This is a genomic window from Streptomyces sp. NPDC002730, from assembly GCF_042888805.1.
Taxonomy (GTDB): Bacteria; Actinomycetota; Actinomycetes; order Streptomycetales; family Streptomycetaceae; genus Streptomyces.
The window spans coordinates 408,971-422,543 of record NZ_JBIAQG010000008.1 but is presented as its reverse complement, the minus strand read 5'-3'; the positions used below and the strand labels follow the sequence as shown (position 1 = coordinate 422,543).

11 protein-coding genes and 1 pseudogene are annotated in these 13,573 nt (G+C 69.4%); 7 read left to right on the top strand and 5 right to left on the bottom strand.

The features are described 5' to 3' along the window. Positions 1-345: 345 nt before the first annotated feature. From ACFYXH_RS22665 to ACFYXH_RS22655, 3 genes are all read right to left on the bottom strand, one after another. Complete coding sequence (locus ACFYXH_RS22665) at positions 346-1,908, bottom strand: FAD-dependent monooxygenase (protein ID WP_389565722.1); 1,563 nt, start codon at positions 1,906-1,908, stop codon at positions 346-348. 259 nt (positions 1,909-2,167) lie between these two features. After that, positions 2,168-3,397, bottom strand: coding sequence for a hypothetical protein (locus ACFYXH_RS22660; RefSeq protein WP_389565719.1), 1,230 nt, complete (start codon positions 3,395-3,397; stop codon positions 2,168-2,170). 265 nt (positions 3,398-3,662) lie between these two features. Beyond that, positions 3,663-4,259, bottom strand: coding sequence for a hypothetical protein (locus ACFYXH_RS22655; protein WP_389565716.1), 597 nt, complete (start codon positions 4,257-4,259; stop codon positions 3,663-3,665). Between ACFYXH_RS22655 and ACFYXH_RS22650 the strand changes: the two genes are divergently transcribed. Beyond that, a complete protein-coding gene (locus ACFYXH_RS22650; RefSeq protein ID WP_389565713.1) occupies positions 4,250-4,525 on the top strand; it encodes a hypothetical protein in 276 nt (91 codons plus the stop codon). The genes ACFYXH_RS22655 and ACFYXH_RS22650 overlap by 10 nt on opposite strands. A 115-nt stretch (positions 4,526-4,640) precedes the next feature. On the opposite strand, the gene tpg is transcribed toward ACFYXH_RS22650, so the two are convergent. Next, positions 4,641-5,228, bottom strand: coding sequence for a telomere-protecting terminal protein Tpg (gene tpg / locus ACFYXH_RS22645; protein ID WP_389565711.1), 588 nt, complete (start codon positions 5,226-5,228; stop codon positions 4,641-4,643). 6 nt (positions 5,229-5,234) lie between these two features. Then, a pseudogene (tap, locus tag ACFYXH_RS22640) lies at positions 5,235-6,576 on the bottom strand (telomere-associated protein Tap); the annotation flags it as partial. Positions 6,577-7,637: 1,061 nt separating this feature from the next. Here tap and ACFYXH_RS22635 point away from each other — a divergent pair. The 6 genes from ACFYXH_RS22635 (at position 7,638) to ACFYXH_RS22610 (ending at position 13,516) form a co-directional block, all read left to right on the top strand. Beyond that, positions 7,638-9,908 carry an FG-GAP repeat domain-containing protein gene (locus ACFYXH_RS22635; RefSeq protein WP_389565708.1) on the top strand — a complete coding sequence of 757 codons (2,271 nt, stop codon included), beginning with the start codon at positions 7,638-7,640 and terminating at the stop codon, positions 9,906-9,908. A gap of 423 nt (positions 9,909-10,331) precedes the next feature. Next, positions 10,332-10,568 (top strand): hypothetical protein, encoded by a 237-nt coding sequence (locus tag ACFYXH_RS22630; protein WP_389565705.1) that lies wholly within the window; start codon positions 10,332-10,334, stop codon positions 10,566-10,568. 176 nt (positions 10,569-10,744) lie between these two features. Continuing rightward, positions 10,745-10,924, top strand: coding sequence for a hypothetical protein (locus ACFYXH_RS22625; protein ID WP_389565702.1), 180 nt, complete (start codon positions 10,745-10,747; stop codon positions 10,922-10,924). An 81-nt stretch (positions 10,925-11,005) separates the two neighbouring features. Beyond that, on the top strand, positions 11,006-11,443 hold the full coding sequence (locus ACFYXH_RS22620; protein WP_389565700.1) for a hypothetical protein: 438 nt from the start codon (positions 11,006-11,008) through the stop codon (positions 11,441-11,443). A gap of 45 nt (positions 11,444-11,488) precedes the next feature. Then, entirely contained in the window at positions 11,489-11,752 is a 264-nt protein-coding gene (locus tag ACFYXH_RS22615; protein WP_389565698.1) for a hypothetical protein, read from the top strand. Positions 11,753-12,367: 615 nt separating this feature from the next. After that, entirely contained in the window at positions 12,368-13,516 is a 1,149-nt protein-coding gene (locus ACFYXH_RS22610; protein WP_389565695.1) for a hypothetical protein, read from the top strand. The last annotated feature ends 57 nt before the right edge of the window (positions 13,517-13,573 follow it).

The window sequence follows — 13,573 nt, the reverse complement described above, 5'->3', positions numbered from 1 at the left end:
CGGATGACGCTGCCGGTAACCGCGCCGATGACCGCCTCGGCGGTGTTGCGGGTGCACTGGTGAAAAGGCAGTATTCCGACCTTGCGCTATTCGCCTGGGGACGATCAAACACGAGTACGTCCGCGACCGCGCCCTCGAAGGCCACGAGTCCGCCCGCAAGCGGGGCAAGACGATCGGCGGCGCCGGTCCGCCACTCGCACCACGGCCGGTGCGGGGGCCTTGTCGGTGCTGCCCGACGCGGCTCCCACGATGCCCGGCGGCCTGATTCCCGGGCCATCGTGGAAGACCACGAACACAGCGGGCAGGGGGCAAAGTTCACGCCCCCTCCCCACCCGGAGCGGCGGATCAGCCCGGCGTCACCGCGCACTCCGGCACTCCGAACCACTCCTCCAGCGCCTGCGCCAGCCCGGCCGTCGACGTCGGCGCCTGCGCCCCCGCGTCGGCCGCCCAGGCCGTGAAGCCGTCCGGACGCACGAGGACCGCCGCCAGTTCCGGGCGGGACGGGCAGCCGGCCGTCAGGGTGTCGACGCGGCCGGCGTACCCCGCGGCAAGGGCCCGGAGCTCCGGGTCGTCGGTGAGGTCGAGCAGGAGCGCCCGGCCGCCGTGGAGGTGGTCCGCGAGGCGGCCGCCGTCGGTGAGTTCGAGGTCCGGGGAGCTGCGGCCGGTCAGCGGGTGCTCGCCCGGCAGCTCGTACCGCACCCCGGCACCGTTGAGCCGCGCGGTGAGGTACGTGGTGCCCACGACGGACCCCGCCAGGTCGCTGACGATCTCGCGCAGGGCCCGGGACTGCGGGTCCGGACGCATGGCCGCGACCTGGGACCGGGTCCAGTCCAGGACCCACGCGCCGACCGGGTGCCGCTCGGAGGTGTACGTGTCCAGCAGCCCTTCCGGCGCCCGGCCGCCGATCACCGCGGCGAGCTTCCAGCCGAGGTTCATCGCGTCCCCGATACCCAGGCTCAGCCCCTGGCTCCCGAACGCGGAGTGCACGTGCGCCGCGTCGCCCGCCAGCAGCACCCGGCCCTTACGGTACTCGGTGACCTGGCGGGCGTGGTCGGTGAAGCGGGTAGCGGTCCGCACCCCGGTGATCGTGACGTCCACGCCGGATACGCAGCGCAGCCGCGCCTGGAGGTCCTCGGTGGTGACCGGCGCGTCCCGGTCGGCCGGCGGGCCGTCGAACTCCACGGTGACGACGCGGCCCGGCATCGGCCCGTGGGCGTACACCCCGGTGTCCGTGGCGGTCCAGCCGACCTTCAGGTCCTCGGCACCGGTCATCTCCACGACCGCCTGGTGACAGGTGATCTCCGGGTCCGTACCGGGAAATTCGAAAGCCGCGAGCTTGCGGACCGTGCTGCGGCCGCCGTCGCAGCCCACGAGCCAGCCGGCGCGTATCGCCCCGCCGCTCGTCCGCACGGTAACGGCCCCGTCGTCCGCGTCGAAGCCGGTCAGCTCCACTCCCCGGCGCACGTCGACGCCGAGCTCGTCCGCCCGCCCGCCGAGCAGCCGCTCGATGTCCTGCTGCGCCACGAGACCGATCTCGGCGGCGGGTCCGGCGTCGCCGAAGCCCGGCTCCGTACGGTCGACCAGGTCGGCGCGCAGCATGATCCCGGCGAAGTGCCCGACGAACCCGAGCCCTTGGCCTGCAGCCCCGCCTCCGTCCCCGCCGTTCCGCTCGCGCATGAACGCCTGGAAGCGGTCCATCGCCTGCCGCTGCACCTCGGCCAGCGCGGGCAGCATGCCCCGGCGGTAGAGCGCCTCGGCGCTGGGCGTGGTGATCGCCCCGCCCTTGATCGTCGGGTCCACTTCGGTGAGGCGCTCCAGGACGGCCACCCGCGCGCCTCCGAGCCGGAGCTCGCAGGCCAGCATCAGTCCGACCGGGCCGCCTCCGGCCACCACTACGTCATAGTCCATGGCGCCCACTATGACCGAGGGCCAAAAAGGCCCTTTCACCGCCCTGACCAGCCACAACAGACGCCGCGATGTCAAGGGACCGGCCCCGCAAGCGGGGGTGGCCGAGCTGTAGGACACAGCTGTGGCTTAGCGCGATAGTTGGCGGAATTCGCCAAGTAGCGCGCTCATGAGGTGGTAGCCGCGGAGCGGGTTCGCTGTGCCCGCCTGGCCGTCATGCCGCGGGAGGCCGACCGCGACTTCATTCCGTTGGTTTAGGCAATCAACGCCGGCCCGCTGCCAGGCGGTCCCCTGCGGCGGTCCTGACCTCGGGCTTCTCCATCGGGTCGTCCCGCAGCTGGGTGAGCCGCTGCCTGACCTGCGGCAGATCGGGTGCGGAGGCGACGCCCAGCAGGCGGGCGTCCGGTTCGCAGTCCCAGAGGGACTCGGTGTACGCCCGGTCGAGGCCGGCCGGGTCGATGGCCGCCAGTGCCTTCAGGTAGCCCGGCCGTTCGTAGGAGTGCGGGGTGCGCAGCCAGAATCGGCGCAGTATCGGCGCGGCCTCCGCGGCCGCTGGCCCGAAGCGGGCCAGGCCGGCGGCCAGCCGCTCGGGCCCGCACCACTGGCCCGCCTCCTCATGGCCGGCGAGTTCCCGGATCAGCACGGGCAGGTCCTGGGCTTCGCCGTGTTCGGCCAGAACCAGGATTCCGGTCCAGGACAACCAATCTCGCTCGTCCGTCGCCCATGCGCGTGCCTCCGCCACGGCGAGGGCGCCGAGCCGCTCGACCGCACGCCCGAGCCAAGGCAGGGGCCACTTGCCGTCCACCGTCCCGAGTTCGGGCACCAGGGGGATCAGGTCCGGCTCCGGCGGACGGCCGGCCAAGGTGTGCAGGGCCTGGGCCTTGGCACCGTCGTCCATGTCGGAGCCGGCAAGTACGGACAGCAGCTGACGGCGGCTCGGACCCAGCTCGATGGTGTGCATCCCCTGCAAGCGTGTGCGTGCGGACCCCCCGTGCGCCGTTCCCCAGCGCAGCCAGGGCTCGGAGCGCCACAGCAGCGGTTCCTCTCCGCTCAGCCGGTCACGCGAGATACCGGCCAGGTCGTCCCACCACTCCGTCGGCCAGATGCCCGCCACCGATTCAAGGACATCCACCCAGTGCTCGCCTTCCCGGATGTAGGCCCGCAGGGCTTCGCGGGCCTCGGCCGAACCCGAGACAGCTATCAGCTCCAGCACGCGGGTGGCCCGCTCGCAGTCGTCCTCGTCACCGGCCAGCAGGGCGATCACCGGTTCCAGTGCCAGTCCCAGTCCTTGGATCAAGCGAGCCAGATAGAGGTAGCGGTCGTCCACCGAGTCCCAGCGCCAGTCATGCCGGACCTCGTCGTACACCAACTCGCAGGCTGTCACGGGATCGTCCATCGCTCGGAGCGCGCCCAGCCCCCGACCTCGTTGCAGAAGCCCTTTGACCGAGTCCACCGGCGCGTACGCCCGGTCACCCTCTGATTCGTCGCTCATCGTTGTGGAGCCTGCCCGAGACGCAGCACCGGCACCAGGCATTTTTCGAGGCGGCCAAGGAAGGCACCAGTCCTCGACCAAGTAGTCGCCACCGGCCTACTGATGCCGGTCAAAGCCCCCCTTGAGCACCTCAGGTAGCGAGGTCCGCCAGGTATTGCGCTCAGTCCGCCAACTATCGCAGCTGTCCCGTCTCAGTCGACCTGTCCGGTCTCAGATGATCTGGTCCGATTCACTCGTCGTCTCAGATGATCTGGTCCGTCGCGGGCTACTCATAGATCTGCGCTGCTGAGAGTTGCAGGGCAACTGATCGCCAGGTGACTGGTTCGAGTTGGGCGTGGAGTGTCGAGCTGACTAGCCAGGCAGCCCAGGCATCGAGCACGTTGTACAGGAGGCCGTGCGCCCAGCTGCCTCCGTCGCCGGCCCATTCACCGCGGCTGATCTTCGCCTGGTAGTCCCGCTGGTCGCGGGCGAAGTCGGTGGCGAGCGCCGCGACATACATCCGCAGCTCGTGTGCGCTGTCCACCTCGTCCCACTCGGTGACGGAGTCGGCGGGAGCCGAGTTGAATCCGGGCGGAGTGGTGCGCACGGCGTCCAGCTGGAAGGCAAGCCCCTGCCACCCGGGCCTGCCGGGAGCCTCTTCGTGCAGTAGGTCGGTGCCGTCGAGTCGGCTCTCCAGAAGCCGGACCCAAGCCCACAGGAAGCTGTCGACGGTCTGGTTGGTCCAGCACTGCGCTGCGGGTGAACGGGGATCCTGCCCTTTGCACACCTTCTCGCGGTCGGCCGCCAGCTTTTGAAGGTAGGCGGTGAAGTCCTGGCGGGACTCCACCTGCTGCCAGGAGTCGATGTTTCGGGGTGCGGACACATCGAGAGGTTACGAGCCCCGCCACGAAGACGTACAGCCCGATGGGCGACCGGATCACCTCCTTCCCCGCCTCGCCCGGCTGGATCAAGGAGCAGATCGACCAGTACGCGCGGCTGCGCCGCCGACTGGTGCGGCTGTCGGCCGCAGTCATCACCCACCCGTGGTGGAGCGGCATGCCGACCGGCGAGCAGGTCGATGCCCGCATGGCGCTCAAGCCGCTGGAACCATCGGACGCGGTGAGACTGAGGGCTTCAGTTGGCCAGTGAGCGTTCCAGTTGGCCGGGGTGTGTTCGATCTGCGGATTGTCAGCAGATCTTGCCTGGCCGGGTCGCAGTAGCCCTCAGCAGGTCCCGTATCAGGTTGAAGTCGATGGCTTCCGGCTTACGGAACCGCAGACAGCCCTTGCCCATGTCCTGTCCGATCAGTCGGTTCTCGAACGCTTCGCGGACGTCGGTGCGCACGAGGTAGAAGGAGATGGCCTCCGTCCTTGAAGTAGACCTCCTGGAGTCCTTCGGCGGCGATCTCCTGCAGCTGCTGGTCGGATGCGCCCTGATCCCGGGCCTCGAAGAGACGGGCGGCGTAGGTGGGCGGGAGCGCGACGGTGAGGTGGCGCAGCCGGGCGTCGTCGGTGGTGCCGGGGGCGGCAGTGTAGCCGAAGCGGGCCCGGGTGTCGATGACGATGCCGCCGGTGGTGGCCGCGCGCTGCTTGGCCTTCTCCTTGATCTGGGGCGGCCACCGCTTTTTGACCTCGCTCTCCAGGCGGTCGGCGAGGTCTTTGCGGGGCTTTTTGAACTGGCCCTTCACGTACCGTTCGACGGTGCGCTGGGAGATGCCGAGCGCCTCGGCCGCGGCCTTGGTGCCTTTGAGCTGTCTGACCAGGTAGCGCATCTGGGCCCCGGCCGACTTCGGGATGGGGCGGGTGAACGCGCGCTGCACCGCCGTGTCGAGGCCGTCCCCGAACATGGTCATCGCGCTCTACTCCCCTGTGTCCGCGTGGGTGACGTTGCCGTCCTTGATGTACCGGGCGAGGTTGAGCGCGGGGCCGTGCTCCTCGCGCACGCCCTCGGCCCACAGGGTGGTCTGGGTGCCCTCGTGCTTGACCATTCCCGGGTGACGCCGAGGCGGAAGCCGCCCGGCAGCGGCTTGCCGCCGGAGTAGGGCAGGAAGTCGAGCGGGCCCGGGCCGTCGGCCGCGTACACGGCGCAGTCGGAGAGGACCGCGACCGGGTACTGGCCGGTGGCGGCGGCGTGCTTGAGCATCTTGCGGTGCATGTTGACGCGGGTCCGGGAGATGACGGCGGCGCGGATGTCGGGGCGCCAGGTCGGGCGGGACAGGGCCGGCCACGGCTCGCGGGACGCCAGCCGCCGCCGCGCGGCCGCTCGCGCAGCTTGCCGATACCTCCCTTCACCGTCGCCTTGATCGCCGCGAGGACGATCGCCAGCTGCGGATCCACCTGCTTGTGCTCTGCCATCGCCTGGAGGAAGTCTTCCGGGGCGAGGCCGGCGGTGACGCCCTGGTCGGCCATCGTCGCCACGTACGCATCGCGCAGCCGGTTGTACCAGCCGTCCAGGAAGCGGCCGTTGTCGTAGCGGACGTAGGCCTCGGTCGGGGCGACGTCGTAGCCGAGCTCCACCCCGTACGCGACGGTCGGCGTTGCGTACCAGCCCGGGCCCTCGGGCCGATTGCCCTTCGGCGTGAACGGGGACGGAAGCCGCTCGTCGAGTTCGATGCGGGAGAGGTTGAGGAGCCAGGAGCCGGGCAGCTTCGGGTCGAACACGGGGTTCTTGACGCGTGTCGGCGCGCCGAGGCCGACGATGCAGCCGTTCACGCCGGCGGCGAAGGCCATGTTGACGTCGATGCCCACCAGGTAGCGGTTGAGGCGCTCCGCGTCGGTGAGCGGGCGTGCCCAGTCGTACGCCTCCTCCACCAGCATCTCGGCCCCGGTGCGCTGATGGAAGCGCGGCAGATCGGCGAGCAGCGGGTGCCCGTCCGGGGCCTCGCACGGCGCACACGGAACAGGATCCTCACCGAGGGATCCGGGGTTGTACTCCTTGTGCCGCTTGCCCCTCTCGTCCGGTCCGCTCGCGCGGGTCGGCGGATGCAGGGCGGTCATCAGCTCCAGGCCTGTCACCGCGGTGGAGCCGCGCGGCGTCATCACCCGGGACGCGTAGGTGCCCAGCAGCCGGGCGAGTTCCGCCGGCGGAAGCCGACCCGCCTCGTCCCAGTGCCGCGTGTCCAGCGCATCCCAGCCCGGGATGCACAACTGCACGCAGGAGCGCGGGGATTGATCGGGCCCAGCAGGCCGATGCCTTCTCGCCTCCTCTCGCAGTGCGCCGGCGGTGCCGTCACTGCCCAGTTGATCGACCCTGACCGGGCGCCCGGCCGGGCCAGCCGGCTCCGCGCCGCCGACTGGGCGCTGCGCGCCACAAGCAGCACACAGGTCAGAGGCCTGCACGATCCAGCGCCGCCGACCAACACGAGGAAGCCCACACCACTACCAGCACACCCACCCAGACCTGCACACGCCTCGCGTCCAGCCGCCGAGGCGAGTGCCCCGAGAGACGTCAGCGACCGAGGAGCTCAACGAACGGCTCGTCCCGGGCCAGCCCGCCGAAAACCCACCCCTGGCCCGATGACAGCCAGTTACTGCTGAGCGGCGGACGAGCCGGTCAGCGCAGGCCCTGCAGCACACGCACTGCACGCCGCCCCTCGGCGGGCGGCGCATGCGCTCAACTCGCTGCCGGCCGGTGAGCACATCGTGCTTGTGGACCGCGATGCCGCGAACAGGCCCGCCAACTAGCTCCAGACGGGAGCGAGGCTCGGTGCGTGCGGACGGCAGTCCTGCAGATCCGTTCCCGATGGAGTCGATCAGCTCGCGTGCTCCCTGGCACAGCGCGACGGCAATTGGGGCCGGCAAGGGCTCGTGCCAAGCGAACGGGCGGGACCCGCACCATACGGAACCCTCACGTGCCCTGCTGCCGCTGTACACATGAACGTGCCCAATGGCGCACGGATGAACGGGCACCATCAGCCCCGCCTCCAGCCACACGCCACTATCTCGAAGCGAAGGGGCGGAGCGGCTGCACGCTGATCCTGGTGGTATCGGCTCACCCCAAGCCGACGTCGCGGTCACAAGTCCCCATCACACCAGCGCGGTTGGACTACGTGCCAGCGGCGTACCGGGTCGAATCGGTCAGTGCGCACACCTTCTCGATGCCCGTGACAGGCAGGCCGCGCCCCCTTGTTAGGCTCCGCGTGCATCGGACACGCGGGGGGCCATTCGGATCCGGGCAGGGGGAAGCCCCCGACAGCTCCCCGTACGTACAGGCTGCGCCGCACCCTTCGTGCCCGCGGCCGAATCAGGGGAGGGCACCGATCTTGATCGAGTCACGCATGTCCCGGCCACGGCTCACGGCAGCGATCGCCGTCGGCCTGGCCGTCACCGCGGGCCCGCTGGCCGGGCCGGCCATCGCCGCTCCGGCGGCGGGCACGGCGGCACCGGAGGCAGCGGCCCAGGCGGACAGCGCGCTGCCGATCGCATCGGGCTCGGAGATCGTCAGCGCGGGCTCGACCGGATTCCTGTCCACCGACGCCAAGGCCGACGTGCGCTGGACGCGCTACTCCGACGGCTCATCCACCCTGCTGGGCCACGACTTTGGCCAGTTCACGCAGACTGAGCTCCACGGCGCGGCGTCCGACACCGTGGCGATGGGCGACGACAGCTTCACGTCCGCCTCGCGCGTGGTGACCCTGACCGACATGGCCTCCGGCGCCACGCCGGTACAGATCGACCTGCGCCAGTTCGGCACGGGCTACCGGTATGCGGGCACCGTCGGCTCGACCGTCATCGCCACCTTCGCCAACACCCCCAACACGCAGGAAGTCCACCTCGTCGCCAAGACCGGCGGATCGCTTTCCGACCGCACGGTGACCGGACTGCCCGCCGACGCCCGCAGCATCTACACCTCCGCCGCCGCCCCCGGCAGCGTGCTGCTCCAGTACCAAACCAGACCACTCGACCACCCCGAGTGGCACCTGGCCATCGTCGACCTCGCCACCGCCGCCGTCACCGACACGCACGCCGTCGGCACAAAGGGCGGCGAGGACGCGGCCGCGCTCTCCCCCACCCACGCAGCGTGGATCGACGCCGACCTCCTGGGCAAGGCAGTGCTCTCCATCGCCAAGCGGGGCTCCACCGAGCTGCGGCGCTTCCCGCTGGAAGGCGCATACAGCCCGCGCGTCGGCCTGGTCGGGGACTGGGTGGCGTACGCAGACAGCACACCCCTGAGCCAGGGCGACGCGTCGAACCAGCTCATACCGCTCACCGTCATGCCCATCGACGGCGGCCCCACCCGCAGGCTCATGGACCACGTCACCTCCCTCACCCCCACGCCCGACGGCGCGCTGCTGGCCATGGGCGGCACGCTGGACAAGGGCGAGGGCGTCTACCGGATCTCCGCCGGAGCGGACGGCGCACCCGTCGTCGAGCTGATTGCGAGCACCGGCGAGCCGACCAAGGTCACCTTCCTCGGCCACAGCATCCCCGCCGTGATCGACCTCGACCGCAACCGCGGCCAGGTACCGTTGGAGTGGCGGCTGTCCCGGCTCAACGTCGAGGTGGCCATCACGCTGCGCCACACCCGTACCGGCCAGACCGCGAAGCGGTACATCGTCCCCAACAACGGCGACTCCAACGGACCCCAGCGCGCGAACCTCACCTGGGACGGCCTCCTCGACAACAACGGCCGCAGCCTGGCCGCGTACAACGGCGACTACACCTGGCAGATCAGCGCCCAGCCGTACAACGGCATCGGCCCGGCCCTGACCGCCTCCGGCACCTTCAAGGTCACCCGCAAGGCCGCGCCGCACGACTACTCCGACAACGGCTCGCCGGACCTGCTGGCCCGCGACAGCTCGGGTCGGCTGTGGCGTGAGGACACCCACTACGACCTCCTCAACAAGTCCTTCAGCGGCGTGCCGCGCAAGCTGATCGGCACCGGCTGGCAGAACTACAACCAGATCGAGGCCGTCGGCAACGTCGGCGGCGCGAGTGTGGGAGACCTCGTCGCCCGCGACAAGTCCGGGACCCTGTGGCTCTACCTGGGCAAGAGCGACGGAACCTTCGCCACCCGCACCAAGGTCGGCGGCGGCTGGCAGATCTACAGGCAACTCGCCGGAGGCGGTGACCTCACAGGCGACGGAAAAGCCGACCTGGTGGCCACCGACACCGCGGGAGCCCTGTGGCTCTACAAGGGCACCGGGGATGCACACGCGCCCTTCGCCGCCCGTAAGAAGATCGGCGCGGGCTGGCAGATCTACAACCAGGTCACCGCGACCGGCAACATCGCCGGCAGCTCGGCAGGCGACCTGGTGGCCCGCGACGCGTCGGGGGTGCTCTGGCTCTACCAGGGCAGAGGGGACGGTACCCTCAGCACCCGGGTGAAGATCGGCGGTGGCTGGCACACGTACACCCACGTCGTGGGCATCGGCGACGGCAACCGCGACGGCCGACCCGACCTGTACGCGTTCGGCCCCGACGCGACGTCGTACTACTACGAGAGCACAGGCAACGCGAGCGCCCCCTTCCGCGCCCGCTCTGCCAGCCCGGTCCTCTTCGACAACTGGCAGTCCTACAACCACCTGGCCTGACCCGGCCGACACCGACAGAAGCCCGACCGCCATCTGCTGGGGGCCCGGGCAGCGGGCTCCCGTCCCCTGTGGGAGGCCGTTGGCTGGCTCATGACCGAGGCCAGGCGGCCTGGGGCAGCTCGCACGAAGGAGTTCGACGCGCTGGGGGTTCCGTGGCGGGTCGAGGGGACGTGGGATGCGGCGTGGCAGCGGCACCTGGTCCTGACGGATCTGTACCTCCGACGGCGGCACCGTCACGGAGTTGATGGCGGGCACCTGTCCCTTCGGCGGGGAGGACCTCGGTGCCTGGTTATGCGGGCAACTGGCGCGCTGGGCGGAACTCCAGGATGAACAACGCCAGGCCTGGCCGGGCGGAGCGCGGTGCCTGCCGAGCCGCCGCGTACGCGGGCACCTCGGCGCTCGCGGGATGAGCGAACGCAGGCGGTGATCGAGACAGCCCGGCGCTACCTCAAGGACATCGGGCCGCTGGTGGATGAACAGGGGCGGCACACAGTGCGGCGCGACTGGCAGACAACGGTCGCCGGCATCGAGGTTCGGCTGCTGGCACGGCTGAACAAGGCCCGCGAGCGGCGTGCAGAACTCGACGAAGCAGTGCTGAAGCAGTATGCAGTCTGGGGGCTTCCCTGGGCAGCCGCCGAACTCAAGCAGCGAGAAGCCTGAGCACGGGACAGGTCCGGGGTTCGGTTCATGACGGTGCCCGTGTGCGCCGACCGCCACGTGGGCCCTCTCCCACGCCACAACGGCGCTGTCGCCCGCCCACGGACGGCCGGCAAGGAGCATCCGGATGCACACCACGTAGGGCGCGGGGACGACAGTGCGGCCCGGTGGAGGAAGCCGTGGCTGAGGCGGAGCGGATGGCGAAGGCCGACGGCGTGTTCGCAGGAGGGAGCGGTGCGCATGCTGGTGGCCGGGATGGCGCGCGCTGCGGCGCAAATGAGTGGGCGTGGCTGCACGACCATCAGCCCCCCGGTCTCATCCGTATCCAGCCCGGTTGCGCCTTCATGAACTACCGCTGATATTCGAGGAGTTCGCCGTGGCGCCAGAGGGGAAGCCGCGTTGGGCACAGGCGACGGACAAGGGCTGGGTGGGGAGGACGTGTGGATGTGGTCTGGCTGGTCCCGGTGCTGTTCCTCGCGGTGGGGGTGGGGCTGGGCTGGTGGCTGTACCGGTATCCGGGCGGCCGGAAGCCCGCGTTCTCCGGCGAGTACCGCCTCAACAGACAGGACCTGGACAACGCTCGGCACACCGTCCGGTCGCTGCGGAGCAAGGCCCTTCACGAGCTCAACGAAGCCCAAACTCGTGTCACCCAGGCCGATCGGGTCTACCAGGGCCGCATCGACGACCTGGAACGGGCACTGCAGCGGCTGCGCGAGCCTGTCGGCCGCCGGGAGTTGAAGATGCCACTCGGTGAGGTCTCGCTGTACGAACACGTCCTGGTCTTCCTGGGCAAGGACGTTCCGCTGGCCAACCTGGCAGTGCACCAGGAGACCGGCACAACCCACCACTACCTGTACGTGACCTCGCCCGAGGGCTAAAAGGCCTTCGAGAAGTACCCGATCGCCGAGGACGCCGAGGACGATGTGCGCCACTTCGAACTGGCGATCCACAACGCAGTCGTCGCGGAGAACCACTTCCGCGCGCAGCAGACTGCGTCGATCCGCACGAAGGAGGCAGAACTGGCATCCGCCCGCGCCGACACCGGACCGCAGGAAGCCGCCCGCCGCGACCTGGCCGCGGTCCGCGCGCGCCAGGACGACGACCAGAAACTCACCAAGGCGCTTGCCGAGCTCGAGGCCGCCCGTGACCGATGGGAGGGCATCACCGGACGGCGCCCACCTGCCTGACCGGCAAGCCGTATCCGCCGGTACTGGCACACCACCGGGGACGGCCATCAGCACACATCGCCCGTACAGGCAGTCAATAACAATCACAGACCTCATGGGGGCTCGGCAGATGACACCTCAGCGGACGTACATCGGCAACACCGGCGAGGCCCAACCGGATGCCGCCTGCGCCGGCGCGTCTGTGATCTGCCCACAGCAGTTGCTTGGCAGCCACCCGGAGCCACCTACGCCCGCGGGTCATAGGTGCCGGCACTCCCCACTCCCCCACCACCGGCCTGACAGCTGAACAGAAGAAGGTTCGGCGAAGGCGACACTGGCCGATACGGCCTCATGTCACCACAATGTTCGGCTTACGGACACCGTGATCGACTAACTAAACGGCTGCTGATCGGCGCATACATGTCTGCCCATCAGTGACATACAAAGCCGAACATCTCGGTGACATCCTCCCCGAACCTCACACGCCCCTCCACAGATGGAGGAGTGAGCAGCACGCCGCAGCACGAATGCGATGCGTAACGCCTAAATTGCGCCTAAAGACCACAAAATGTTCGAGGCGCATCGGTGAGCCGATTTGGATTGGTGTGCCCCGTCCATCCTCAGAAGGGCGAGTGCATGTCGAGATTCAGGGCTTTTGCCGGGGCGGCGGTGATGGTCGCAGCTGTCATCGGCGTTCCGGCCACCGCTCACGCCGACGACGCCGACCACGGCGATCGGGTCCGCTGCAGCGAGCAGGCCCTCAAGGACGCGATCAAGAAAGCGAATGACGCCGGTGGCGGCACGCTGAGCCTCGCCCGTCGCTGCACCTACACCATCACGACACCGGACAACGAGGGCAACGCTCTGCCGGTCATCACCAGCAAGATCACTATCTACGGCAACGGAAGCACCATCAGGCGCAGCTCCACGACAGCATTCCGCATCTTCCAGGTCGGCGCCCTCGATGAGATCGGGTTTCCCCGACAAGGAGACCTGAGCCTCCACGACGTCACGATCCGCAATGGCCGCTCAGTATCAAGCAGTACGGATAACCCGGGTAACGGCGGCGGCATTAGCGTGTTCGGCAGCAAGCTCACGCTCGACGGATGCAAGGTTGTCGGCAACAGGACCGACGGCTTCGGCGGAGGCATCAACCACTATTCCCTGTTCAGCAAACAGGAGGACTCTTCGCTCACCATCCGGAACAGTGTCATCAGGGGCAACCACGCGCACGATGGTGGCGGAGTGTGGCACGTGGACGGCATCGCGACGTACTCGCACAGCACCATCAGCGGCAACAGTGCCGATGGCCAGGGCGGCGGCCTCGTCGTGGGCGGCCCCAGCGTGGTCGTCAACGACACCAAGATCACCAGGAATCGCGCCGGTGTTGTGGCAGGCGGCTTGCTCATCACCGTAGCCGAAAACGAGGGCGCCTTCACCAGCGTGGACCTCAACGACACGACCGTCAGCGACAACACGGCGGCCGTCTCGGCCGGCGGCATCTACCAGACCGGTCGCAGTGCAGCGAGGCTCAACCGGAGCCGTGTCCACGGCAATACCACCACCGGCACCAACGGCGTAGCCGGCGGCATCTTCGTCGAACCGTTCAACCTCATGACTCTCCGGGACAGTTCGGTCGAAAACAACTCCTCCCAGCGGGCTCCCGGCGGGATCTTCAACGGGGGGGACGACCGCGTGGACACGGTGATCCTGATCTCCAGCCGTGTAGTACACAACCGCCCCACCAACTGCAGCCCCACACCGCTACCCGGATGCGTCAACTGATCCGGCCCGACCACTCCCTGACCCGCCGCCGGCTCCAATCGGCAATCCACGCCGATT

Bases quoted from the DNA above. Each gene is read 5' to 3' on its own strand.
- ACFYXH_RS22660 (WP_389565719.1), bottom strand. From the start codon at position 3,397: ATGAGCGACGAATCAGAGGGTGACCGGGCGTACGCGCCGGTGGACTCG.
- tpg (WP_389565711.1), bottom strand. From the start codon at position 5,228: ATGACCATGTTCGGGGACGGCCTCGACACGGCGGTGCAGCGCGCGTTC.
- ACFYXH_RS22610 (WP_389565695.1), top strand. From the start codon at position 12,368: ATGTCGAGATTCAGGGCTTTTGCCGGGGCGGCGGTGATGGTCGCAGCT.
- ACFYXH_RS22665 (WP_389565722.1), bottom strand. From the start codon at position 1,908: ATGGACTATGACGTAGTGGTGGCCGGAGGCGGCCCGGTCGGACTGATG.